This window comes from Sphingomonas aracearum (genome assembly GCF_003345355.1).
In the GTDB taxonomy this organism is placed as follows: Bacteria; Pseudomonadota; Alphaproteobacteria; order Sphingomonadales; family Sphingomonadaceae; genus Sphingomonas; species Sphingomonas aracearum.
Genome location: NZ_QQNB01000001.1, coordinates 688,267 through 711,774, shown reverse-complemented (window position 1 = coordinate 711,774; position 23,508 = coordinate 688,267). Strand labels below are relative to the sequence as shown.

The 23,508-nt window shown below is 69.9% G+C and carries 23 protein-coding genes; 11 read left to right on the top strand and 12 right to left on the bottom strand.

The window, feature by feature from the left end; all coding sequences use genetic code 11:
• Positions 1-11: 11 nt before the first annotated feature.
• Complete coding sequence (locus tag DVW87_RS03465) at positions 12-791, top strand: SDR family NAD(P)-dependent oxidoreductase (RefSeq protein WP_181814706.1); 780 nt, start codon at positions 12-14, stop codon at positions 789-791.
• Here the strand turns inward: DVW87_RS03465 and DVW87_RS03460 are convergent.
• The 6 genes from DVW87_RS03460 to DVW87_RS03435 all read right to left on the bottom strand — a co-directional run bounded on the left by DVW87_RS03460 (position 788) and on the right by DVW87_RS03435 (position 6,949).
• Complete coding sequence (locus tag DVW87_RS03460) at positions 788-2,155, bottom strand: Coenzyme F420 hydrogenase/dehydrogenase, beta subunit C-terminal domain (RefSeq protein WP_220149781.1); 1,368 nt, start codon at positions 2,153-2,155, stop codon at positions 788-790. The genes DVW87_RS03465 and DVW87_RS03460 overlap by 4 nt on opposite strands.
• Positions 2,148-3,218, bottom strand: coding sequence for a polysaccharide pyruvyl transferase family protein (locus DVW87_RS03455; protein WP_114686344.1), 1,071 nt, complete (start codon positions 3,216-3,218; stop codon positions 2,148-2,150). The genes DVW87_RS03460 and DVW87_RS03455 overlap by 8 nt, the downstream gene beginning before the upstream one ends.
• Positions 3,208-4,185 (bottom strand): Gfo/Idh/MocA family protein, encoded by a 978-nt coding sequence (locus tag DVW87_RS03450; RefSeq protein WP_114686343.1) that lies wholly within the window; start codon positions 4,183-4,185, stop codon positions 3,208-3,210. The genes DVW87_RS03455 and DVW87_RS03450 overlap by 11 nt, the downstream gene beginning before the upstream one ends.
• A 79-nt stretch (positions 4,186-4,264) precedes the next feature.
• Positions 4,265-5,230 (bottom strand): MDR/zinc-dependent alcohol dehydrogenase-like family protein, encoded by a 966-nt coding sequence (locus tag DVW87_RS03445; protein WP_239017737.1) that lies wholly within the window; start codon positions 5,228-5,230, stop codon positions 4,265-4,267.
• Between the two features lie 16 nt (positions 5,231-5,246).
• Positions 5,247-6,170 (bottom strand): glycoside hydrolase 5 family protein, encoded by a 924-nt coding sequence (locus DVW87_RS03440; RefSeq protein ID WP_114686342.1) that lies wholly within the window; start codon positions 6,168-6,170, stop codon positions 5,247-5,249.
• Positions 6,167-6,949 (bottom strand): TIGR04290 family methyltransferase, encoded by a 783-nt coding sequence (locus DVW87_RS03435; protein ID WP_114686341.1) that lies wholly within the window; start codon positions 6,947-6,949, stop codon positions 6,167-6,169. The genes DVW87_RS03440 and DVW87_RS03435 overlap by 4 nt, the downstream gene beginning before the upstream one ends.
• 225 nt (positions 6,950-7,174) lie before the next feature.
• Here DVW87_RS03435 and DVW87_RS03430 point away from each other — a divergent pair, with 225 nt between their 5' ends.
• A complete protein-coding gene (locus DVW87_RS03430) occupies positions 7,175-8,062 on the top strand; it encodes a glycosyltransferase family 9 protein (protein ID WP_239017736.1) in 888 nt (295 codons plus the stop codon).
• Positions 8,059-8,508 (top strand): DUF6165 family protein, encoded by a 450-nt coding sequence (locus tag DVW87_RS03425; RefSeq protein WP_114686340.1) that lies wholly within the window; start codon positions 8,059-8,061, stop codon positions 8,506-8,508. The genes DVW87_RS03430 and DVW87_RS03425 overlap by 4 nt, the downstream gene beginning before the upstream one ends.
• Here the strand turns inward: DVW87_RS03425 and DVW87_RS03420 are convergent.
• A complete protein-coding gene (locus tag DVW87_RS03420) occupies positions 8,489-9,073 on the bottom strand; it encodes a histidine phosphatase family protein (RefSeq protein ID WP_114686339.1) in 585 nt (194 codons plus the stop codon). The genes DVW87_RS03425 and DVW87_RS03420 overlap by 20 nt on opposite strands.
• 153 nt (positions 9,074-9,226) lie before the next feature.
• Between DVW87_RS03420 and DVW87_RS03415 the strand changes: the two genes are divergently transcribed.
• The 6 genes from DVW87_RS03415 to DVW87_RS18665 are packed head-to-tail and all read left to right on the top strand — an operon-like array spanning position 9,227 to position 16,835.
• Positions 9,227-10,342: an NAD-dependent epimerase/dehydratase family protein gene (locus DVW87_RS03415; RefSeq protein ID WP_114686338.1), complete on the top strand. Its 1,116-nt coding sequence runs from the start codon at positions 9,227-9,229 to the stop codon at positions 10,340-10,342.
• A complete protein-coding gene (locus DVW87_RS03410) occupies positions 10,339-11,409 on the top strand; it encodes an SDR family NAD(P)-dependent oxidoreductase (protein ID WP_114686337.1) in 1,071 nt (356 codons plus the stop codon). Before DVW87_RS03415 ends, DVW87_RS03410 begins: the two co-directional genes overlap by 4 nt.
• A 35-nt stretch (positions 11,410-11,444) precedes the next feature.
• Positions 11,445-12,542: a glycosyltransferase family 4 protein gene (locus DVW87_RS03405; RefSeq protein WP_239017735.1), complete on the top strand. Its 1,098-nt coding sequence runs from the start codon at positions 11,445-11,447 to the stop codon at positions 12,540-12,542.
• Positions 12,539-13,654, top strand: a complete 1,116-nt coding sequence (locus DVW87_RS03400; protein ID WP_114686335.1) for a CgeB family protein — start codon at positions 12,539-12,541, stop codon at positions 13,652-13,654. Before DVW87_RS03405 ends, DVW87_RS03400 begins: the two co-directional genes overlap by 4 nt.
• Positions 13,651-14,763: a CgeB family protein gene (locus DVW87_RS03395; RefSeq protein WP_114686334.1), complete on the top strand. Its 1,113-nt coding sequence runs from the start codon at positions 13,651-13,653 to the stop codon at positions 14,761-14,763. Before DVW87_RS03400 ends, DVW87_RS03395 begins: the two co-directional genes overlap by 4 nt.
• The gene (locus DVW87_RS18665) at positions 14,760-16,835 is read left to right on the top strand and encodes an NAD-dependent epimerase/dehydratase family protein (RefSeq protein ID WP_338056358.1); all 2,076 of its coding nucleotides are present in this window, start codon (positions 14,760-14,762) and stop codon (positions 16,833-16,835) included. The genes DVW87_RS03395 and DVW87_RS18665 overlap by 4 nt, the downstream gene beginning before the upstream one ends.
• A 158-nt stretch (positions 16,836-16,993) precedes the next feature.
• Here DVW87_RS18665 and DVW87_RS18000 read toward each other — a convergent pair whose 3' ends face one another.
• The 5 genes from DVW87_RS18000 to DVW87_RS17995 all read right to left on the bottom strand — a co-directional run bounded on the left by DVW87_RS18000 (position 16,994) and on the right by DVW87_RS17995 (position 21,785).
• Positions 16,994-17,158, bottom strand: a complete 165-nt coding sequence (locus DVW87_RS18000; RefSeq protein ID WP_181814705.1) for a hypothetical protein — start codon at positions 17,156-17,158, stop codon at positions 16,994-16,996.
• Positions 17,159-17,356: 198 nt separating this feature from the next.
• Positions 17,357-17,755 carry a DUF2147 domain-containing protein gene (locus DVW87_RS03380; RefSeq protein WP_239017734.1) on the bottom strand — a complete coding sequence of 133 codons (399 nt, stop codon included), beginning with the start codon at positions 17,753-17,755 and terminating at the stop codon, positions 17,357-17,359.
• Entirely contained in the window at positions 17,752-21,078 is a 3,327-nt protein-coding gene (locus tag DVW87_RS03375) for a trifunctional glycoside hydrolase family 18/polysaccharide deacetylase/glycosyltransferase family 2 protein (protein ID WP_114686332.1), read from the bottom strand. Before DVW87_RS03375 ends, DVW87_RS03380 begins: the two co-directional genes overlap by 4 nt.
• 82 nt (positions 21,079-21,160) lie before the next feature.
• Positions 21,161-21,577: a secondary thiamine-phosphate synthase enzyme YjbQ gene (locus DVW87_RS03370; RefSeq protein WP_114686331.1), complete on the bottom strand. Its 417-nt coding sequence runs from the start codon at positions 21,575-21,577 to the stop codon at positions 21,161-21,163.
• A gap of 7 nt (positions 21,578-21,584) precedes the next feature.
• Entirely contained in the window at positions 21,585-21,785 is a 201-nt protein-coding gene (locus DVW87_RS17995) for an NUDIX hydrolase (protein ID WP_181814704.1), read from the bottom strand.
• A 98-nt stretch (positions 21,786-21,883) separates the two neighbouring features.
• Between DVW87_RS17995 and DVW87_RS03360 the strand changes: the two genes are divergently transcribed.
• The gene (locus DVW87_RS03360) at positions 21,884-22,711 is read left to right on the top strand and encodes a diacylglycerol/lipid kinase family protein (RefSeq protein WP_114686330.1); all 828 of its coding nucleotides are present in this window, start codon (positions 21,884-21,886) and stop codon (positions 22,709-22,711) included.
• Positions 22,708-23,481, top strand: coding sequence for a metallophosphoesterase family protein (locus DVW87_RS03355; RefSeq protein WP_114686329.1), 774 nt, complete (start codon positions 22,708-22,710; stop codon positions 23,479-23,481). The genes DVW87_RS03360 and DVW87_RS03355 overlap by 4 nt, the downstream gene beginning before the upstream one ends.
• Positions 23,482-23,508 lie beyond the last annotated feature (27 nt).

Here is a 23,508-nt window from a genome sequence, read left to right as displayed (position 1 = left end):
GGAGAACGGACATGGCGCAAGTGTTGGCAGGCCGGATCGCGCTGGTGACGGGCGGCGACAGCGGCATCGGCGCGGCGAGCTCGATCGCGCTGGCGGAGGCGGGCGCCGACGTGGCGGTCCTCTACCATTCCAGCAGCGAGGATGCGCAGGCCACCTGCCGCGAGATCGAGGCGCGGGGCCGTCGCGCGCTGGCGCTGCAGGGTGATGTCGGCGTGGAAGCCGATGTCGAGCGCGCCTTCGATCAGGTGGCGGCGCAGCTCGGTCCCGTCAGCGTCCTCGTGAACTCGGCCGGGCTGAACATGAGCGGCACCGAGGTGGCGGACATGTCGCTGGAGCAATGGGAAAAGGTGCTGGCGACGGACCTCACCGGCACGTTCCTCACCTCACGCCGCTTCGTTCGGGAGCGGCGGGCGGCAGAGGGGCCGGCCGCGATCGTCAACATCACCTCCATCCATGATCAGGCGATGCGCGCCGGCGGGGCCGATTACGGCGCCGCGAAGGGCGCGCAGCGGAACCTCACGCGGACGCTGGCGATCGAGGTGGCGGCGCAGGGCATCACCGTCAACGCGATCGCGCCGGGCATGATCCTGACGCCGATGAACCAGGAAGCGACGGACGACGCGGAGACGCGCAAGGAGGCGGAACGGCATATCCCGGCGGCTCGCGCCGGGCAGCCGGAGGAGATCGCGCGCGTGGCGGTCTTCCTGGCCGATCCCGCCAGCGCCTATATCACCGGCGCCACGATCGTGGTGGATGGCGGCCTGTCGCTGATGCAGGCGATCGGCGCCTAGCTCTTGCTGCGATCCAGCCGGTCGAGGAGCTTGCCGAGACGGCCGCGGCTGTAGGTGAGGGCGCCGTAGAGGCCGAGCGATGCCTTCGCCCAGCGGACGTAGAGCTGCGGCCGGTGCAGGCGCTCGGCCGCGGCGGCCATGCGGTGGCTGCCCCAGCTGATCCCGGCGCGGAAGCGGTAGACGAGCCGGCGACGCCACGGCAGGCCCGCCTTGCCCGGCGCCACCCGCTTGCGCGGGCGGATGCCGCGCCGCGCCCAGGTGAGGCGGTAGGCCAGCCCTTCGCGGCGCTGCCTGAAGCCGGCGGCCTGGGTGTTTACGATGAAGTCCGCATCCACCTGGTGCAGCGCCAGCCGGCCGCGGGCGATGGCGTCCTCCACCACCGAGTGGAGTTCGGGCGAGCGGACCACCACCACGTTGGTGCCGCGACCGTCGGACGAATAGGGCTCCACCCAGGCATCGCCGAAGCTGATGTCGGCGGTTTCCGCGACCACGTCGTCGCAGAAATTGCAGGCCGAGTTCTGGAAATAGCCCGCGCCCCAGTCACCATCGGCCAGGTGCCACCAATCCTGCCAGCGGGCGCTGCCATCGGCCAGGGTGAGGTGCGCGGTGTACCAGTTGGCGGGGCGGCCCGGATCCTTGCGCCGATATTCGACAGCGCGCACCTCGCCCGGATCGGCGCCGAGCTGCCAGGCGAAGCTGTCCACGAAGCGCGCGCTCTTCATGTGGCCGCAGAACAGCCCCAGCAGGTGGGTGATGCGCTCGGCGATCACCGGATCCTCGGCGCGCAGCAGATTCACCGCCTTGATGAAGCAGGGAATGCCGATCACCGCATATCGGCCCGGCACGGCGCGCACTTCCTGCAACACGGCGGCGAGGTCGACCGGATAGTAGCGGGACTTGGCGCCGCCGAGGATCGCCTCCTGCGACCGCGAGATGCGGTAGCGGAAGAACGCGCCGTCGGCCTCCCGGTCGGCCGGCGCGACATGGAGCACGCCGTCGATCTCGCCGCGGCGCAGGAGCTCGGCGGCAACCCAGCTGACCATGCCGCCCGACGATCCGGAGGCGCGCCAATCCGCCTCTTCGACATGGCCGACATAATTGGCGACCGCGCGGCCGAGGCGCGGGTCGGCGGACTGGCCGGGGAAGCGCACCGCCGCGATCGCGTCCTCATCGGCGGCGGCGGGCGAGAAGGGGCAGGTGCGCGCGAAGGCCTCGGAGGGCGCGGCAAGCTCCGCCCCGGCGGGCTTGCGCTGGCCGAAGCCGTCCCACGCCATGCCGCGATCCGGGCGTGCCGCGCAGCTGCCGCAGCCGATGCACAGGCCGGAGCGGGTGATGTCGCGCGGGGCCAGCGCCGCGTCAGGCAAGCGCGCGGTCCAGAAACGCGTCGCCGGCCTGGCGCAGGCGGGCGATGGTGGCCGGGATGGCGGGATCGAGCGGGGCACCCAGCAGCCGGCGATACGTCTCCGCAGTGGCGCTCTCGTCCACCAGATGCGCGGCCGCGCCGACCTGCGCGGTGAGGTCGCGCAGCTTGTTGCGGCGATAGGGTGTGGCGGCACAGGCGAAGGGCCGGCCATGGCGCAGCGCAAAGACGCAGCCGTGGAAGTAATTGGTCGCAACCGCCGCCGCGCCGGCCATCAGGCGGTTGAACTCCTCCGGTCCGGCGTCGATGCGCTGCTCGTCCGCCCAATCGTTGCGATAGCCGATGCTGACGAGCCGCAAGCCTTCTGCGTCCGCCCAGCCGCGCACCTGCGGCACGAACCAGTCGGGGAAGGTGTGGCCGTATACCACCGCATAGGCGCTGTCGCCCGCAGCCGTTGCATCGGGGATCTCGCCGGCGAATTGCAGGCAGGGATCGAGCACCATCGCCGGCTCGATGCCGAGCGCCTGGCTGACCAGCTGGCGGGCATTCTCGTCGCGCACGGAGATGGCCGAGAAGCGGCGGAGGAGATCGGCCCAGAACGGGTCCATGCCGGCCTGCGCGTCATGGTTGCCGAAGCTCGCGGCGTAGGAGACGAGCCGCGCGCCCAGCCGCTCGCCGAAGAACAGCGACTTGCCGCCGAACCAGGGGTGCTGGAAGTTCCACACCTCGTCGCTGCCGACGACAACGGCGTCGAACGCTTCGGTCGGTGCGCCGGTGTCGAGATCGAAGCGCCGGGACAGGGGCAGGCCTTCCTGCGCCTGGAGGAAGGTGCGGGTCTTGCGACCATATGCCGGATGGTCGCTGCGCGGTGTGCGCACGGGAAGCTGCGGCTGGAAGGCGCATCGAAGCTCGCGGCTGTTCACTTCCGGCGACACGTGATCCAGCAGCACCGCGTCGTGCCCACGCCCGCGCAGGCCTTCCACCAGGCAGCGCGCTTGCCAGTAGGAGCCGTAATTGATGCAGCGGTGAAAGGTGAGGACGCCGATCTTCAAGGACTTACCGGTCATAGATGCGATCGAGCACCTCCGCCGATCGCGCGAACTGCGCGGCGGCGGGGTCGAAGCGGGGCGAGCGGGCAAGCGCCTCGGCCCAGGCGGAGGCGGCGCGGCCGCCCCATTCCTCCGGCGGGCCGGCCAGTGGCTCGGCCGCGGTGCCGTTGAAGCGTTCGGCGGTGAAATCGTAGAAGGAGCCGCCGACGTTGCGCAGCGACGCACCGCCGCCGGTGCCGTAAAAGGCGGCTTCGATCACCGCGTCGCGGCCGGCGTGCAGCCGCCACGAACAGGCGAGGCGCACGGCGACGCCGCCGGCCTTGAACTGCGCCACGGCATAATCCTCGACCTCGCCCGGCTGCACCGGCTGGCCGCCGCTGCGCAGCTCGGCCGCGACGTCGCTGACCTCCGGGAAGCCGAGCACATGCAGCGCGAGATCGACGAGGTGGACGCCGAGATCGACCACGCAACCGCCGCCCGATTGCGCCGGATCGTAGAACCACGGCTTGTCCGGGCCATAAGCGTTGTGGAAGGTGAGATCGACCGCGAACAGGTCACCCAGCGCGCCTTCGCGCACCAGCTCGGCGATGCGCACCATGCCCGCGGTATGGCGGTAGGAAAGGTCGACGCCGAGCAGCCGGTCGGCCGTGCGCGCCGCATCGATCACGCCCTGCGCCTCACTGGCATCGCGGCCGAGCGGCTTCTGGCAGAACACCGCGGCGCCCGCCTCCAGCGCCTGGATCGACTGCGCGGCGTGCAGCGCGCTGGGCGTGGCGATCACCACCCCGTCGAGCCCCAGCGCCAGCAGGTCCGCCAGCGAGCCGACCACCTGTGCGTCGGGCGCGACCTGGCGCGCGGCATCGACGCACTCCGGCGAGGGGTCGCACACCGCCACCGCCTCGATCGCGCCGGTGGCGACCATCGCCTCCATGCGGTGGCGGCCGATCCAACCGGTGCCGAGAAAACCAACTTTCGGCTTCGTCACGCAATAACTCCGTTGAGCCGGCTCGTTCCCGGCCGTTCGTGCAGGAAGGGCGCTGCCGCGGCAAGCGCCCGAGCCGGCTTCAGGCGAATTCGATCAGGGCCTTGACGAAACCCTGCGGCTTGTCGCGCGTCGCCGCCAGCGCTTCTCCCAGGTCGTTCAGCCCGTAGCGATGGGTGTACAGCGGCGCGGGATCGAAGCGGCCGGTCGCCACCGCGTCCACCGCCTCGCGCAGGCCCTGCATCTGCACCTCCGGGTCGCGCTCGTGCGCGTTGACCACGTCGATGCCCTTCCAGTTCCAGGTCTGCATGTTCACCTGCCGCGGGCCGTCCTGATGGTAACCGGCAACCACCAATTTGCCGCCGAAGCCGACGAGCTCGGTCGCGAGGTCGAGCGGCCATTGCTTGCCTACCGCCTCGATCACGCGCGCGCAGAGGTCCTCGCCGGTCAGCGCCTTGACCTGTTCGATGATCTGCCAGTGATCGTGCATCGGGATGGTCGCGGCCGCGCCATAATGCGTCGCCAGATCGAGCGATTCCTGCCGGCGCGAGATCGCGATCACCCTGGCGCCCGCATCCGTGGCGAGCTTCGTCAGCACCGCGCCGAGAAAGCCGATGCCGATGATCGCCACCCATTGTCCGGGCTTCACGTCCGCGCGGCGGAAGATGTTGAACGCGCAGCCGAGCGGCTCGCCGGGAAAGGGCTGGCCGTCGAGCGCGGACGGCAGCTTCACCAGCCGGTCGGCGGCTGCGAGATCATATTGCGCGAAGCTTCTGCCGGACAGCGTGGCCACGCGGTCGCCGGCCGCCACGGCGGTCACCCCGTCGCCGACCGCATCGACGATCCCCCAGCCTTCATGGCCGAGCCCGCCCGCCTCGCCGGGAAAGGTGGACCAGGGCTGGCCCTGCCACGGCTCGACGTTGGACGCGCACACGCCGCATCCCTCCAGACGGATGCGCGCCTCGCCCGCGGACGGCTGCGGCAGCGGCACGTCGGCAAGCTCGAACGTCTCGGGGGCGGCGAGCACGGCCGCCTTCATGCTGGTCATGATGGTCTCCGACGCGTCAGGCGAGGGCCAGCGTGGGGCTGGCCGCCGACGCGGGCGCATAGCGCTCGATCATGGAGGCGCAGAAATCGGCGAACTGCTGCGGCTCGCGGGCGGCGCTGGTGTGATGCGGCTGGATGCCGAGATGCTCGGGCGTGAAGCAGAAGGTGACGGTCACCTCGAAGTCCTGAAGCGCCTCCATCTGACGATCGAACCAGTCCAGCGCATTGGGGCGGAAGCTGTCGGCCCAGGAAAGGCCGGTGCGCAGCTTCTTGGTGCCGAGCCGCTTCATCCACCTCACCGCATCGTCGAGCCGCGGGTCCTCGTAGTGAAACCATTGCATCAGCCCCATCTCGCCCGCCACCTTCGCATAGTTCTCGAGCGCCGGCTTGGTGCTGCCGTCCTCGCGGATCAGGCCCATGTAGAAATGGCGATAGTAGCTGGAGCCCTCCGCCTCGCGGTGGCGCGTGGTGGCGCCCCAGGCCTGCGGCAGGTCGAACAGCGAATACCAGTAGATGTTGGGCACGCGGCCGACCAGCAGCTCGGCGGTCTTCTGCACGCCGAACACCTGTACCTCCTCCGCGCCGAACGAGCCGACGCCGACCTCGGTGACCCACACCGGCTTGTCCGGCACCACCGCCTCGATCTCCGCGATCTTGGCCGGCCAGTCGTGGATCGACCACAGGTTCCAGTCGAGCGGAAAGCCATGCACCGCGACCACGTCCACCGCGTCCAGCGCGCCCAGCGAGCGCATGTGGTTCACCCAATGCGGGTCGATCGGCGACATGCCGCCCAGCACGCGCGTGACGGCAGGGTTGGCCGCGTGGATCGCGGTGCCGGCGCGGATCACCGTGTCCGCGAACATCCGCCATTCGGGGTCGACTTCCGGATCCCAATGCGACTTGTTGTTGGGCTCGTTCCAGATCATCGCGGCTTCGATCAACGTACTTCCCCCTTGGCAGGATACACCGCGGCTGGCCCGTATTTGGCATAGGGCACTTCGCTCACGCGACAGAGATAGACGTCGCCTTCCGGCTGCGCCTCGATGGTGAAGCCGGCGGCGCGCAGCATGGCGCGGCTCGCGGCGGTGTTGGGCGCCCACCAGTTGGTCCAGTCATGGGCGAACTCGCGCTCGATGAAGTGGAGCTTGGGATAACCGGGGGCGTCGAAAAAGGCCGGGGGCGTGGTCGTGCCCGGCTCGAAGAACGGATAATCGGCCGGCACGTCGAGCACCTCGGTCGAGCCCTGCTGCAGCGTCTGGAACAACATCAGGTCGCCGGCGACATGCTCCCGGATCAGGTCCAGCGCGAGCAGCGGGTGGCGCAGGTGGTAGAGCACGCCCATGAAGATCACGAGATCGAACCGCTCGCCGAGCTGGGCGACCTGATAGACGTCCAGGTTGCGGAACTCGATGCCGTCGAACTCCAGCACCTCGCAGGCCAGGCGCGCCTGGGCGAGGTAACGCTCGTCGCTGTCGATGCCGACCACGCGGGCGGCGCCCCGGCGCTTCATCTCCACCGAGTAGAAACCGGCATTGCAGCCGATGTCGAGCACGGTCTTGCCCGTCAGGTCCGCCGGAATGGCATGGGCGAACATCTCGAACTTGAAGCGCGGATAGTCGCCCAGGAAGTGGTCGGGCGCGGTTTCCACGTCGCCCAGGCGGATGTTGTGGAACCAGGGCGCCAGCTCGGCGACGCGCGCGCGGATCAACTCTGGTGCCATCTGGCTCAACGGCCGGTTCCTTCGGGGCTGTTGCCCCGCGCGGTCGGCAGGGCAGGATAGATCGTTACGCAAACGAATGGACCGTCCAAGCGTTCCGGCCGAGCTTCAACAAAGCCGCACATCGCCGGTTCCGCCACGAAAATCCATTACGCCTCGGCAACGAGGGAACCTCGCGCCTTCAGCAACATTGCTTAGGGGATGAGCGCCGAGATGCAACCTGGGGGAATGCAACAATGGACCGCGGCGATGCGCGCGGGGGACTATCCGGCCGCCTGGGCGATGTCCGCGGCGGCGATGCGCGCGCGCGATCCCGCCACGCGGGACGATCCGGCGCTGCCCTATCACCTGCGCTGGGTATGGGACGGCCGCCCGTTCGAGGGCCGCGACGTGCTGGTGCGCTGCTATCACGGGCTTGGCGACACGATCCAGTTCGCGCGCTTCCTGCCGCTGCTCGCGGACCGAGCGGCGAGCGTCACGGTGGAGGCGCCTGAACGATTGCTGCCGGTGCTGGCGACGGTGGACGCGCGGTTGCGGCTGCTGCCGTTCGACGTGGCGCACCCGCTGCCGCCGGCCGAATGCGACCTGGAGATCACCGAACTCGACCATGCCCTGCGCACGGCGCCCGACGCGGTGCCGGTGCCCTATGTCGTCGCCAGCCGGGCGGTGCTGCCGCGCGGGGCGGTGGGGCTCTGCTACAAGGCGGGCGACTGGGACGCCGGACGCAACGTGCCGCCCGATCTGCTGGCGCCGCTCACCGGCCTCGCGCCGTGCCTGACGCTGAATGCGGAGCCGACCAGCCTTGCCGTGCTCAATCCGGACGGTTGCGCGTTCGACATGGGCGCCACGGTTGCGCTGGTTGCCGGCTGCGACCTCGTCATCACCGTGGACACGATGATCGCGCACCTCGCCGGCGCGCTTGGCCGGCCGGTCTGGCTGATGCTCAAGGCCGAGCCGGACTGGCGCTGGGCGCCCGAGCGCAGCACGAGCGCCTGGTACCCCAGCGCGCGCCTCTACGTGCAGGAGGCGCCGGCCGACTGGTCCGGCGTGGTGGCGCGTGTCGCGCACGATCTTTCCGCCTTCTCGACCGACCGCCGCCAGGAGAGCCTCTCATGACCCGCTTCGCCACGCCAAGCGTCCCCGTGTCCTGGGGCGAGCTGATCGACAAGCTCACCATCCTGGAGATCAAGGCGGCGCGGATCACGCGGGCCGACGCGCTCGACAATGTCGCGCGCGAGCGGCGGGCGCTGGAGGCGATTGCCGCCACCGTGCTGCGGCTGGAGCCTGTTGCGGCGCTGCACGGCACGCTGCGCACGGTGAACGAGGCGCTGTGGGAGATCGAGGACGACATTCGCGAGCACGAGGCGGCCGGCGACTTCGGCGCCGCGTTCGTCCGGCTCGCCCGCGCCGTGTACCGGACCAATGACGAACGCGCCGCGCTGAAACGGCAGATCAACGACCTGCTCGGCTCCGAACTGACCGAGGAGAAGAGCTATGCCGACTGGCAGGCAGCGGCGCCGCGGGGGGCCGCCGGCGCGGTGCTCAACGCGCCCGCTCGTTAAGCGAGACGACCCGCAGCTCGCTGCCGTCCAGCGTCAGCCGCGTCAGCGAGGCCGGCGCGCAATCGAACGAGAACATCCGCTCCAACGGCGCGCCAAGGGCACGGCACACCAGCCCGCGGATCACGTCGCAATGGCTGACCAGCAGGGCAGGGGAGGCTTGGTCCGGTAGCGCGTGGAGATAGGCCAGCGCGCGGTCGGCCGCCTCCGCCATCGTCTCGCCGCCGGGGCAGCGGAAGCTGCCGCGCTCCGCATTCCAGCGGAACCAGTCCGGGTCGTGGTCCAGCGAGGCGAAGCTGCGTCCGGCGAACGCGCCGAAATCCACCTCGTCCAGCGCGGGGGCGGTGCGCACCGGGAGGCCGCGCGGTGCGGCCACGGCCGCGGCGGTTTCCTGCGTGCGGCGGCGGGGGCTGGCATGCACCTCCGCGATCGTCTCCGCCGCCAGCATCGCCGTCAGCGCGCGCGCTTCCTGCCGGCCGGCATCGCTCAACGGGATCTCCGACCGGCCGCTCAGCACATGGCCGACCTCGGCATGGGTGGCATGGCGCGCCAGGAGGATGGTCTTCATGGCGCGGGATCCGAAAACGGGGCTGCAACAAAGTTGAAGAAGCTTAGGAACAAAGCTCAAGAAGAAGCATTGTGGTTGGTATGAAAGCGTAACGAACGGGGAAACGCAAGCATTTGCAATGCTTGGACCCGTCGTCTGAATGGGGGAAGAAGGTTGGCGGAAACGGTTCTCATCACCGGGGGTGCGGGCTTTATCGGGCGCTTCGTGGCCGAGGAGCTGCTGCGTCGCGGCAACAAGGTGCGCGCGCTGGATGCGTTGATCCCGCAGGTGCATGGTGACACGGACCGGCCCGAACTCCTCCACCCCGACGTCGAGCTGATCAAGGCGGACGTGCGCGACGGCGACGCGGTTGCGCGCGCGCTGCAGGGCGTGGACAGCGTCATCCATCTCGCCGCGGAAGTCGGCGTCGGCCAGTCCATGTACGAGGTCGAGCGCTACACCTCCGTCAACGACGTGGGCACGGCGGTGCTGTTCGAGCGGCTGATCGACCATCCGGTGCGCCGCGTGGTCACCGCCTCGTCCATGTCGATCTATGGCGAAGGGCTGTACGCCGATGCCGACGGCGCGCTGGTGGAGAATGCCGAGCGCGGCATCGTTCACGACGGTCAGAAGGTGTGGGATCCGCTGGACGGGCAGGGCCGCCCGCTGAAGCCGATCGCGACGCCCGAGTGGAAGCGCCCCGCGCTGTCCTCGATCTATGCGCTCAACAAGTATGTGCAGGAGCGCACGACGCACATCATGGGCGCGCCCTACGGCATCGAAAGCGTCTGCCTGCGCCTGTTCAACGTCTATGGCCCCGGCCAGGCGCTGTCGAACCCCTATACCGGCGTGCTGGCGATCTTCGCCTCGCGCCTGCTCAACGGGCAGCAGCCGATGATCTTCGAGGATGGCGAGCAGCGCCGCGACTTCGTGCACGTATCCGACGTGGCGCGCGCCTTTGCCGATGCGCTGACCCATCCGGGCATCGCCGGGCAGACGTTCAACATCGGCTCTGGCCATGACCGCTCCGTCACCGAAGTCGCGCAGTCGCTGGCGCAGGCGATGGGCAAGAACGACATCAATCCGGAAATCGTCGGCAAGGCGCGGATCGGCGACATCCGCCACTGCTTCTGCGACGGCGCGCTGGCGGCGGAAAAGCTGAACTTCACCGCCCGGCAGGACTTCGTCGAAGGCCTGGCCGAGCTCGCGGAATGGGTCGGCCAGCAGACCGCGGTGGACAACGTCTCCAAGGCGCGCGCCGAGCTCGAGAAGCGCGGGCTGGTGGCATGACTGGGGCCCCCGTTCTCGTCACCGGCGGGGCAGGGTTCATCGGCTCCAACATCGCCGACCGGCTCGCCGCCGAGGGGCATGACGTCCTGATCTACGACGCGCTCAGCCGGCCGGGCGTGGAGGGCAACCTCCAGTGGCTGCAGGAGCGGCACGGCGCGCGCATCACCTCGATCGTCGCCGACATTCGCGACCGCGACGCGCTGACCCGCGCCGTCGGCGAGGCGCAGGCGGTGTTCCACATGGCGGCGCAGGTGGCGGTGACCACCAGCCTCGATGATCCGCGCGCCGATTACGAGATCAACATCGGCGGCACCTTCAATCTGCTGGAGGCGGTGCGCGAGACGCGCCGCGCGGTTCCCGTCGTCTTTGCGTCCACCAACAAGGTCTATGGCGATCTCGGCGACCTCGACTTCGCGCTCGGCGCGAACGGTTACGCCCCGGTCGATCCGGCGGTGCGCGCCCATGGGATAGGAGAGGATCGGCCGCTCGATTTCCACACGCCCTATGGCGTGTCGAAGGGGGCGGCCGACCAGTATGTGCTTGATTACGCGCGCAGCTTCGGCCTGCCCGCCGCGGTGCTGCGCATGTCGTGCATCTATGGCCAGCGGCAGATGGGGACGGAGGACCAGGGCTGGGTGGCCCATTTCGTGATCCGGGCGCTCACCGGACAACCGATCACGCTCTACGGGGACGGGCATCAGGTGCGCGACATCCTGGACGTGTCGAACGCGGTGGAGGCGTATCTCGCCGCGTGGCGGCAGATCGACAAGGTGAGCGGACAGGCGTTCAACCTGGGCGGCGGCCCGGGCAATGCAGTGTCGTTGCGCGTGCTGCTCGACCATGTGGGCGACCTGATCGGGCGCGAGGTGGACGTTTCCTTCTCCGACTGGCGCGCCGGCGACCAGCGCTACTTCGTTGCCGACACGCGCCGCGTGCGTGAGGCGCTGGGCCTGGGGGCGAAGGTGCCGTGGCGCACCGGTGTCGGCCGGCTTGCGCAATGGCTGGCGGCCGAGCGCCAGATCGCCTTGCCGCCGATCGAGGCGGCGCCGGCCCGGGCAGTCGCCTAGTGGGGAGCGACGGAAAGGCTCCCCTGCGCGTCCTGATGACGGCGGACGCGGTGGGCGGCGTGTGGCAATATGCGACGGACCTTGCCCGCGCGCTGGCGGGGGAGGGGGTGTCGGTGCTGCTGGCGCTGCTCGGCCCGCCGCTGTCCGCCGATCAGCGCCGCACGGCCGAAGAACTGCGCGGCGTGACGCTGATCGAGACGGGCCTGCCGCTCGACTGGCTGTGCGACGGCCCTGCGCCGGTGCTGGCGGCCGGCGCGCGCATCGCCGAGCTGGCGCGCGCCGAGGGCGTCGACCTGCTGCACCTGAACTCGCCCGCCCTGGCGGCGGCGGCCCCCTCCGGGCTGCCCACGGTGGCGGTGGCGCATGGCTGCGTGTCGACCTGGTGGCAGGCGGCGCGTCCCGGCCAGCCGCTCGCGCCCGAATTCACCTGGCACGCCGCGCTGATGCGCGAAGGGCTGCATGCCGCGGACGTGGTCGCGGCCCCGACCATGGCGTATGCGCGAACCGTGCGCCGGCAATACGGCCTGCGGCGAACGCCGGCGGCGGTGCATAACGGACGCCTGCCGCTGGTCGCGACGGAGGTGATGCCGACGGAGGTGTTCACCGCCGGCCGCCTGTGGGATGCGGTGAAGCGGACGGCTTTGCTCGACGGGGTCGCGGCCCTGCTGCCGGTGCCGTTCGACGCCGCCGGCACGCTCACCGCGCCGCATGGGGAAACGGTGGCGCCCCTGCATCTCCGCGCATCGGGAGCGGTGTCCGAAACCGTATTGGCGGCGCACCTCGCCGCGCGGCCGGTGTTCGTCTCGGCGGCCGGTTTCGAGCCGTTCGGGCTGGCCGTGCTGGAAGCGGCCGCGGCGGGCTGTCCGCTGGTCCTGTCCGACATTGCGGGCTTTCGCGAGCTGTGGGACGGGGCGGCGGTGTTCGTCGCCGGCGACGATCCGCGGCGATGGGCCGACGCGATCGAGGCGGTGCGCACCGATCCGGCCGAACGCCATCGCCTTTCCGCCGCCGCTGTGGAGCGCGCGGTCCGCTACACGCCCGCCGCGATGGCCGACGCCACGCTGCGCCTCTACGCCGAGGCGCTCGACGCGCGCGGCTCGCAGGGCAGGGCAGATCTGGGACAAGCAGCATGAAGATCGTCTATTTCACCCACAGCCTCGCTTCCTGCTGGAATCACGGCAACGCCCATTTCCTGCGCGGCGTGCTGTCCGAGCTGATCGCGCGCGACCATGACGTGCGAGTGTTCGCGCCGGAGAACAGCTGGAGCCTGACCAACCTCGTCGCCGATCACGGGCCGGAAGGGCTGGACGCCTATCGCACCGCCTATCCGGAGCTCGGCTCGGTCTGCTATGGCGAGGAGGACGAGATCGCCGCCATGGTGGGGGGCGCCGATCTGGTGATCGTTCATGAATGGAACGAGCACCGGCTGGTCGCCGAGATCGGGCGATTGCGCAAGGCGGGCGCGCCGTTCCACCTGCTGTTCCACGACACCCATCACCGCGCCGTCAGCGCGCCGCACGAGATGCGCGCCTACGACCTGTCCGGCTATGACGGCGTGCTCGCGTTCGGCGAGGCGCTGAGCGAGGTGTATCGCGGCTGGGGCTGGCAGGGCCGGGTGTGGACCTGGCACGAGGCGGCCGACCTGCGCCGCTTCCACCCGCCGGTGGAGGAAGGCACGCGCGAGGGCCTCGTCTGGGTCGGCAACTGGGGCGATGGCGAGCGCACGGAGGAGCTGGAGAACTTTCTGTTCCGGCCGGCGCAGGAGGTCGGCCTGCCGCTCGACATCTACGGCGTTCGCTACCCGGCCGAGGCGCTGGCGACTTTGCAGCGCTACGGCGTGCAATATCATGGCTGGGCACCGAATGCCGCCGCGCCGGCGCTGTTCGCCCGCGCGCTGGCGACGGTGCACGTGCCGCGGCGCTATTATGCGACCATCCTGCCCGGCATCCCGACGATCCGGGTGTTCGAGGCGCTGGCCTGCGGCATTCCGCTGGTGTCCGCGCCGTGGGAGGATGCCGAGCATCTGTTCCGGCCGGGCACCGATTATCTCGTCGCGCGGGACGGGGCGGAGATGGCGCGGCACCTGAACGCGCTGAAGAACGACCCGGACCTGCGGGCCAGCCTGGTCGCACACGGGCTGGAGACGATCCGCGCCCGTCACAGCTGCGCCCACCGGGTCGACGAACTGCTCGCCATCGTCGGCCAGCTCCAGCAATCCACCGTTCGCCAGAGGGAAGCGGCATGAAGCCTTCGACAAGCTCAGGGAGGCTGATCGCCTTTTACGGCTCCAGCCTCGTTTCCTCCTACTGGAACGGCGCGGCCACCTATTATCGCGGCATCCTGAAGGCGCTGGCCGCCCATGGCTACGACATCACCTTCTACGAGCCCGACGCCTTTGACCGGCAGCAGCATCGCGACATCGATCCGCCGCCTTATGCCAGGTCGGTCGTGTACCCGGCGACGACGGACACCCTGAACGAGGTGCTGCGCGAGGCGGCGCGCGCCGACATCGTCGTGAAGGCCAACGGCGTGGGCGTGTTCGACCGCGAGCTGCTGGAAGGCATTGTCGAGCACAGCCGGCCGGATGCGTTGCGCCTGTTCTGGGACGTCGATGCCGCCGCCACGCTGGACGAGATGCGCGCGGACGCCTCGCACCCGGTGCTGAAGGCTCTCCCGGACCTCGACATGGTGCTGACCTATGGCGGCGGCCCGCCGGTGGTGAACGCCTATGAGGGCTTCGGCGCGGCAACCTGCGTGCCGGTCTACAATGCGCTCGATCCCGAGACGCACCACCCGGTCGCGCCCGATCCGCGCTTCACCTGCGACCTGGCGTTCCTCGGCAACCGCCTGCCGGACCGGGAGGCGCGGGTGGAGGAGTTCTTCCTCAAGCCGGCCGCCGCGCTGCCGGAGCAGAGCTTCCTGCTGGGCGGCAACGGCTGGCACGACAAGGCGATGCCGGGCAACGTGCGCAATCTCGGCCATGTCGGCACCAACGAGCACAACGCGTTCAACTGCACGCCGCGCGCGGTGCTGAACGTGGCACGCGATTCCATGGCCCATATCGGCTTCTCGCCCGCCACTCGCGTGTTCGAGGCGGCAGGCGCCGCGGCCTGCCTCATTACCGATGCCTGGGAAGGGATCGAGCAGTTCCTGGTGCCCGACGAGGAAGTGCTGGTCGCGCGCGACGGGCAGGACGTGGCGGAGCATCTGTCGGCCCTCACCACCGACAAGGCGCAGGCGATCGGCCAGGCGGCGCTGGCCCGGATCCTGGCGGAGCATACCTATGCGCTGCGGGGCGAGCAGGTCCACGCCTTGTTCCAGGATCATTTCGCCAAGGCGCGGGAGGCCGCATGAAGCTCATCGTTCTCGGTCTTTCGCTCGGTTCCTCCTGGGGCAATGGCCATGCCACCACCTTTCGCGCGCTGCTGAAGGCCTTTGCCGCACGGGGGCACGACGTGCTGTTCCTCGAACGCGAGGTGCCCTGGTATGCCGGGGCGCACCGCGATCTGGTCGATCCGGATTTCTGCCGCCTCGAATATTATCCGGACCTCGCCGCGCTGGAGAGCTGGAAGGACGAGATCGCCGCCGCCGATGCGGTGATCGTCGGCTCCTACGTGCCCGATGGCGTGGCGGTGGGCCGTTTCGTGCAGGCGCATGCCCGCACGTCCGCCTTTTACGACATCGACACGCCGGTGACGCTCGCCAAGCTGGAGCGCGGCGACTTCGAATATCTCTCGCCGGAGATCGTCCCCGGCTATGACGTCTACCTCTCCTTCACCGGCGGGCCGACGCTCGATCGGCTGGAACGGCACTACGGCTCGCCGGCCGCGCGGGCGCTGTTCTGCTCGGTGGATGCGGACAAGTACCGCCCGCTGGATGTGCCGAAGAAGTGGGATCTCACCTATCTCGGCACCTATAGCCCCGACCGGCAGCCGACGCTGGACACGCTGCTGGTGGAAGTCGCCCGCCGCTGCCCGGACAAGCGCTTCGCCGTGGCCGGGCCGCAATATCCGGACGACATCGACTGGCCGGCCAATGTCGACCGGATCGAGCATCTGCCGCCGGTCGACCACGCGGACTTCTATTCCGCCTCCAGGATGACGCTGAACGTCACCCGCGCGGACATGATCGCGGCGGGCTGGTCGCCCTCCGTGCGCCTGTTCGAGGCGGCGGCCTGCGGCACGCCGATCCTGTCGGATCGCTGGGACGGGCTCGACCAACTGTTCGAGCCCGGTCGCGAGATCATGCTTGCCGACACTACCGAAGATGCCATCGCCGCCTTGCGAGAGGATGCCGCGGCGATGGGGCAGGCGGCGCGCGCCAACGTGCTCGCCGCGCATACCGCCGACCACCGGGCCGAAGAGCTCGAACGGCACCTGAACGAAGCGATGAACAAGAAAGGCGAGAGGATGACCCACACCACCCGGCTCAACGGCAAGCTCACCCTGGTGGCGGGCGGCGCGGGCTTCATCGGATCGCATCTGTGCGCCGCGTTGCTGGCGAAGGGGGATCATGTGGTCTGCCTCGACAATCTGCAGACCGCGCGCCCGTCCAACCTGCGTGAGCTGGAGAGCCATCCGAACTTCGAGTTCGTCGAAGCGGACATCACCGGGCCGCTGCCGGCCTCGGTCGCCGATCGGGCGCATCGCTTCGGGCGGGTCTACAATCTCGCCTGCGCCGCCTCGCCGCCTCAGTATCAGGCCGATCCGGAGCACACGATGCTCACCTGCGTTGTGGGCACGTCCCATCTGCTGCGCCTTGCCGAACAGGCGGGCGCGCGCTTCCTGCTCACCTCGACCAGCGAGGTTTACGGCGATCCGGAGATGCATCCGCAGCAGGAAGGGTATCGCGGGTTCGTCAACTGCACCGGGCCGCGGGCCTGTTATGACGAGGGCAAGCGCGCCGCCGAGGCGCTGACCTTCGATTACGGGCGGATGGGCCGGGCCGAGGTGCGGGTGGCGCGCATCTTCAACACCTATGGCCCGCACATGAACCCGGATGACGGCCGCGTCGTCTCCAACCTCGTCTGCCAGGCGCTGTCGGGCGATCCGATCACCATCTATGGCGACGGCAGCCAGACCCGCAGCTTCTGCTACGTCTCCGACATGGTCGCCGGGCTGATGGCGCTGATGGAAAGCGGGGGCGACGGGTTGCAGCCGGTGAACCTCGGCAATCCCAACGAGATGACCGTCAACGAGCTTCTCGGCCACGTGCTCGCGCTGACCGGCAGCACCGCGGCGGTGGAGCATCGCCCGCTGCCGATCGACGATCCGCGCCGCCGCCGTCCCGACATCGACCGGGCCAAGGCGCTGCTCGACTGGGAGCCGCGGGTGCCGCTGGCCGAGGGGCTCGCCGCCACCTGCGCCTGGTTCGCGGAGGAGCTTGGCGGCGCGGGCGGGCAGCCGATGGTGGCCGCCGCGGAATGAGACTTTGCCGGTGACGGGAAGAACGGCACCCCGGCTCAGGTCGGGGTGCCGTCCGCGGGCGCGTTCAGGAGATCGGCGCCGCGGGGCGGGCGGGCTCGCCTGTCGCCTCGCATTCGGGAACAGGGGAAAGGGGGCGCTTCAGCCGCCGCCCCGTCGCGTCAGTCGGACACCGGCTCCGGCTGCTCCTCATCGGCATAGGCTCGTTCGAGATAGGCGGTCGCCAGCGCGTAATGCGCCTTCACGGCCTGCGGGATGTCGGAGCGCTGGGCTTGTTCAAGTTCGGCTTCGGCACGGTTGTAGTAATAGTCTCGGTCGTCGGTCATCACATACTCAGAAGAAAACCACCGTCGTCAGCCGTTTGCCATCCTGCCGCCGTTGAGGTGAGAAACAGGCGCCCAGTGGCCCTCACGTCGCCCCGCCCGCCGTGGCAGGAAAGACGAGGCGGTTGCCGCAACGCGCATGGTAGAAGAACCGATAACCCCGCTGCCGGGTTCCTCACCTCGGCGCAGGTGCAATGCGGTTCAGGGCACGCGATGCCAGGTCTGCGACTTGCAGATCAGCCCGCCGACCAGGCAGCCGGAGATCTTCAGTTCGCCCGACGGCAGCCGCTGGATGCGCGACGAAAAGGTGCGACCCATGTCCGGCACGAACACCCGCCCGGCCCAGCTGTTCGTTCCCGTTCGGCGATATTCCTGCAGCAACTGCGTGCCGACGAGATGCGTCACGCCGCCCTTCAGCGAATCGGTCTTCGCCTTGTCGGTCGCCCAGACCACGCTGCCGCACAGCTTCTCGCCGCAGGCCGCGGTCTGCACGTGGAGGGTGCCCTTGGCATTGCTCCACACGCCGTAGACGGCTTCGTTGCCCTGCGCCGCTGCGGCACCGTTGCCGGCGAGAAGCGCCATGCCGGCAGTCGCGATCACGCGCCAGCGGCGGCCACCCGGCCCGTTCGTTCCAGCTTGCCCCATCCGATTCCAAACCCCGCGATCGCCGACGCTATGGCCTTGCACACGACCCAGTACATCAGTTGCCGATAGACGAGCCGCTGCGCAACCAGCAGGTGCGCCGGATAACGCCGTTCGCGTGGCTCCAGCCTGAACGCGATCCACCCGCAGATCACGTCGATCGCGGTGAAGGCGATCCAGAACGCGGCCATGGTGCCGACATCGCCGCGCGTCTGCGCCCAGCCGTGCTGATTGACCCGCACTGCCGTGGCGATCACCGAGGTGACCAGCGCGAGGTCGATCAGCGGCGAGATCGCGGCGAACACGATCTGGAACAGCCAGGCCTGCGGCAGACCGACGAACGCCAGCCCCTGCGGGCGCCGCTCGCGCAGGATGCCGCGATGCTTCCACAGGCATTGCAGCGTGCCGAACGCCCAGCGGAAGCGCTGCCGGGCGAGCGCCCTGAAGCTCTCGGGCGCTTCGGTCCAGGCGACCGCATCCACGTCATAGGCGATGCGCCAGCCCGCCCGCTGCACGGCGATGGTCAGGTCCTGGTCCTCGGCCAGTGTGTCCTCCGGATAGCCGCCCACCGCGTCCAGCGCGGCGCGCCGCCAGGCGCCTACCGCGCCGGGGACGACCGTCATCGCGTCGAACTGCGCCAGCGCGCGCCGCTCGACATTCTGGGCGGTGACATATTCCACCGCTTGCCAGCGGGTGGCGAGGTTCACGCGGTTGCCGACCTTGGCATTGCCCGCCACCGCCCCGATGCCGGGATCGGCGAACCAGCGGACCAGCCGGGCGACGGTTTCCGGCTCGAACTGCGTGTCGGCGTCCAGCGCGACCACGATCTCGCCGCGGGCATGGACCAAGGCGCGGTTGAGCGCCGCGGCCTTGCCGCCGTTGGCGAGCGTCAGCACGCGCACCTGCGGGTCGCCATCGAACATGGCGCGCACCATGCCGCTGGTGTTGTCGGAGGAGCCGTCGTCGGCGACGATCACCTCCAGCGTCGCGTCGGTGCTGGCGAGCACGCGGGCAATGAAGGCGCAGATCACCCGTTCCTCGTTGAAGGCCGGGATGATGACCGACAGCAGCATGTCCGGCATCGGAGGCGGCGGGACCGGCTGGTGACGCTTGTTCCACAAGGCAAGCGCGGCCATCAGCAGGGCACGGCCGATGCCGAGGGTAATGGCGGCGAAGAACAGCCAGTCGAGCAGCCAGCCGAGCCCGGCAAGCAGCGCGAACACGCCCACATCGGCGCGCACCGCCAGCAGGTCGCCGCCCGACACGCGCGGCATCACCTGAGCTTGCGAAAGCCCGGCCAGGTGCGAGACCGGCACGAAGCGGAAACCGCGCGCGCGCAGGCCCGCGATGATGCGGGGCAGGGCGGCCACCGTCTCGGCGCGATCGCCGCCGCCATCGTGGAGGAGGATGACGTTGCCCGAGCGATCGGCATTGCCCGCCGCCACCTGCGCGATCGTGCGATCGACGATCGCGTCCACGCCGGGGCGCTGCCAGTCGCCGGGATCGACGTGCAGGCCGACCACGGTGTAGCCGCGGCTCTGCGCGACGAGCGCCGGTTGCAGCTCTTCGGCGGTGGTCGGCTCGGCATCGCCGAAATAGGGCGCGCGGAACAGGTGGGTGGCGCGGCCGGTATAGGCCTCGATCAGGCGCTGCGTGGCGTTGACCTCCAGCGCGATGGCCCGGTCCGAGCTGAACGCCATGTTCGGGTGCGTGTAGCTGTGATTGCCGATCTCGTGCCCCTCGGCGACGATGCGGCGGAGCAGCAGCGGGTGCGCCAGGCCGTTTTCCCCGATCACGAAGAAGGTGGCGGGGACGTGCGCGGCCTTCAGCACGTCCAGGATGCGGGGCGTCCAGGTCGGATCGGGTCCGTCGTCAAAGGTGAGCGCCACCTCGCGCGGCACCGCGCCGGTACGCTGGACGACGAACGGGCTGGGCAGGGCCGAGAAGCGCACGTCGCGCACCAGATTCTGCCGGTCGAACGCCACCTGCCGCGCGCCGTCGCGCGGGGTGTCCGTGATGCGCAGGATCTCGCCATTGCCCTCCACATCGACATTGGCGATCGGTCGCACCGCCGACAGGTCCGGCCGCGCGCCGCCGTGGCGCCAGGCGTCGAGGTCGCTCCACACGCCCGGATCCTCGCTCCCCAGCCGCCACAACGCGACGCGCGGTGTGCCGAGCGCCGCGGCGGCGCGCAGCTGGTTCCAGGCCGAGCCCGCGTCCAGCATCCACACGTCGTGCCGCGTGCCGCCTTCGTCGGCATAGGAGAAGTGGCTGTTGCCGCTCGCCGGATCGAACACCGGCGTCGCCCCGCTATCGGTCGCGGCCAGCCACGCCTCTTCCAGCGTCAGCGCATCCACCTGACCGCCGTGCCAGTCATAGCCGTAGCTGCCGAACGCCACCACCAGCTTGCCCGCCCCGACCTGGCGGATGGCGGCGCGCAGTTGCGCCACGAACCAGGGCTGGGCGGCGATCGGTCCGGCGGTGCCGCCCTGCCAATGCTGGTCGTAATCCATCAGGTACAGCGTGTCCGCCACCCGGGCGAAAGCGGCCAGGTTCCAGGCGGGGTCGCCGGCGGGCACGGTCAGCGACACCGTGCGGTGCTGCGCGGAAAAGCGGGCACGCGCCTCGGCAAGGAAGCGGCGGTAGTCGGGGAGCGCGCGCTCGGGCAGGCTCTCGAAATCGAAGACGACACCGGCGGCGTGGCGCTTGTCGATCAGGGCGGAAAGCGCGTCCAGCGCCGCACGCCGCGCCTGCGGGCTGGCGAAGAGGGCCGCAGCGCCTGCGCCGTCCCACTGCCCGCCCGACAGGTTCTGCACCATCGGCAGCTCGGCGGGCCGGTGCCGCGCGGCGGCGAGGATCGCATCCAGCCGCGGATCGGCGATCTGCTGGAGCAGATGGTGCGGGCCGCTGATCGTGACCGATGCGGGGATCACCGCGTCGACCTGGCCGACATGCGCGCGCAGCGAGGTGGCGCTGGCCTCGTCCCACGGCACGTAGAAGGCACTGACCTGCGCTCCCGTCGCGCCCGCATGCGCCTTGCCCTGCGGCAACCAGGCAAGCGGGCCGATATGGCGCAGCCGGTGGCCAAAGGCGCTGATCCGGTCGGGCAGGGAGCGGCTCTGGGTGAAGCGGATCGGCAGCGGCGTGCCGGCCGGCACGTTCAGGATCGTGGTGGCAAAGACGCAGGCGATCGCCACCAGCAGCAGCAGGAGGGCGAGCAGGCCACGCAGCGACCACCGCCTGCGCGCGCCGGAGGGATCGAAAAAGACGGGCTTGGCCATGCTCGCCGCCTAGCGCCGGCCACTCGCCAGCGCCGTGACCCCCTCATGACAAGTTCGTCATGCGGCCGCCGGCGAAGAGCCTCTACTCGCCCAGCAGATGCGCCACGATCTCGCGCCGGTGGGGCCGGCGGCGATGCTCGAACAGGTAGATGCCCTGCCACGTGCCGAGCGCCGGCGCGCCGTTCAGGAGCGGGATCGACAGCTGCACGCCGGTAAGCGCGGTGCGCAGGTGCGCGGGCATGTCGTCCGGCCCCTCGTCGTCATGGTCGTACACGTCGCTTTCCGGAGCAAGGTGGGCGAAATACGCCTCCAGATCGGAGCGGACCTCGCGCGCGGCATTCTCCTGGATCAGCAGCGAGGCGGAGGTGTGCCGGCAGAACAGCGTCAGCAGGCCTTCGTGCAGGCCCTGTTCCTCCACCCAGCGCACCACGTCGCGCGTGATCTCGTGCAGCCCGGGGCGGTCGGTGCGGACGGTAAGGACGGTGCTGGCCTGGCGCATGGGCTGCCTAACGCGCGAACAGCTCGGGGCGACGCAGCAGCAGCGCCTGAACGAGGATCAGCGTCTTGGCATCGACCAGCATGCCCGCCGCGGCGCGATCGGCCAGCTCCGCCAGGGGCAGTTCGTGGACGGTGATTGCATTCCACCACAGCGCCGTTCGGCTGGCGCAGGGCCACGCGCCAGAGCCGGTAGAACTGGTTGTAGACAAGGGTGCGCTGGACGATGGTTCCGCTCAGGGCAGGCGCGTAGCGGACGGCACCGTCGATCGCCATGACCCAAAACGGCTGCCGCGCGTTCGGAGCCGGGATGCAGAAACTGTGGTTCATCACCAATCCGAACTCCGGCTCCGCCAGCAGGGAGAAGTGCGACGCGCTGGAGGCGGTGTTCGAGGAGCGCGGCCTGGAACTGGTCGGCCGGACCTATTTCCCGGACGAAACGCTGCCGGACGAGGCGGCGCTGGCGGACGTGGACACGGTGGTGCTGTTTGCCGGCGACGGTACGATCAATGCCGCGATCTGCCACCTGGCGGACTGGGACGGATCGATCCTGATCCTGCCGGGCGGCACCATGAACCTGTTGGCCAAGGCGCTGCACGACAGCCTGGATCCGCAGGCTATCGTCCACCTGGCGCATGAAGGCGGGCGGCGGGTGGCGCTGCCCTTCGCGGAGGCGGGAGGAAGCCGGGCGCTCGTCGGCCTCATTCTCGGCCCCGTGACGCGCTGGGCGCGGGCGCGCGAGATCGTCCGCGAGGGCCGGGTGCGCGGGCTCCTGCGCGCGGTGCGGCTCGCCTGGCGACGCACCTTTTCGCGCGGGATCCGGGTGGAGGGCGTGCCGGGCCTGCCCCAGCGTTCGCAGGCGGTGTTCGTGCATCCCGCGGAAGGCCATCTCGACGTGGCGGCGATCGATGCACGCGACTGGCGCTCCATCCTGGAACTGGGCTGGGAATGGCTGACCGGCGACTGGGTCGCGGCCCGCGCCGTCACCCAGGTGCGCACGCAAAGCCTGCGCGTGGCCGGGAACAAGCCGGTGCTGGCGTTGTTCGATGGCGAGCCCGTGACGCTGGCGGCGCATGCGCCGATCACCGGCGGCACCACCCGTCCGATCTTCGTCTCCACCAAGGGAGCATCCGCATGATCCGCCTGTTCCATGTCAGCGACGTGCATTTCGGCCGGGAGGACCCGGCGGCGATCGCCTGGTTCACGCATTGCGTGCACAACGAGAAGCCGGACGCCGTCATCATGACCGGCGACCTGACGATGCGGGCGCGCTCAAGCGAGTTCGACGCGGGGCTCGCCTGGCTGAAGAGCCTGCCGGTGCCGGTGACGATCGAGGTCGGCAACCACGACCTGCCTTATTTCAATCCGCTGGCGCGGCTGCTCAGGCCCTATCATCGCATCCGCAAGGTGGAGAAGGCGATCGAGAAGCCGCTGACCATCCCCGGCATCGCCGTGGTGCCGATGCGCACCACCTCGCGTTTCCAGTTCCGGCTGAACTGGTCCAAGGGGAATGTCACCCGCGCGGAGCTGCGCCGGGCGGTGGCGCTGGTTCAGGCCGCGCCCGACGACGCGGTGGTGTTCGTCGCCGCGCACCATCCGCTGATCGAACCGCACACACAGGCGTCGGCGCGCACCCATGGCGGGGCGGAGGCGCTGAAGGAGCTGGCGGAGGCGGGCGCCGCGGCGGTGCTGACGGGCCATGTGCACGATGCGTTCGATATCCAGCAGGACATTGACGGGCGAGCGATCCGGCTGGTCGGCGCGGGCACGCTGTCCACCCGCACCCGCGCGCAACCGCCCTCGTTCAACGAACTGCGGGTGGCGAATGGCGGGTTCGAGGTGATCTGCCGCACCATCACGCCCGAGCCCGACACGGTGCTGCCGGTGGAGCGGCCGGAACCGGCTTGACGAGCGGCGGCGGGCGCCTAGCCTCAC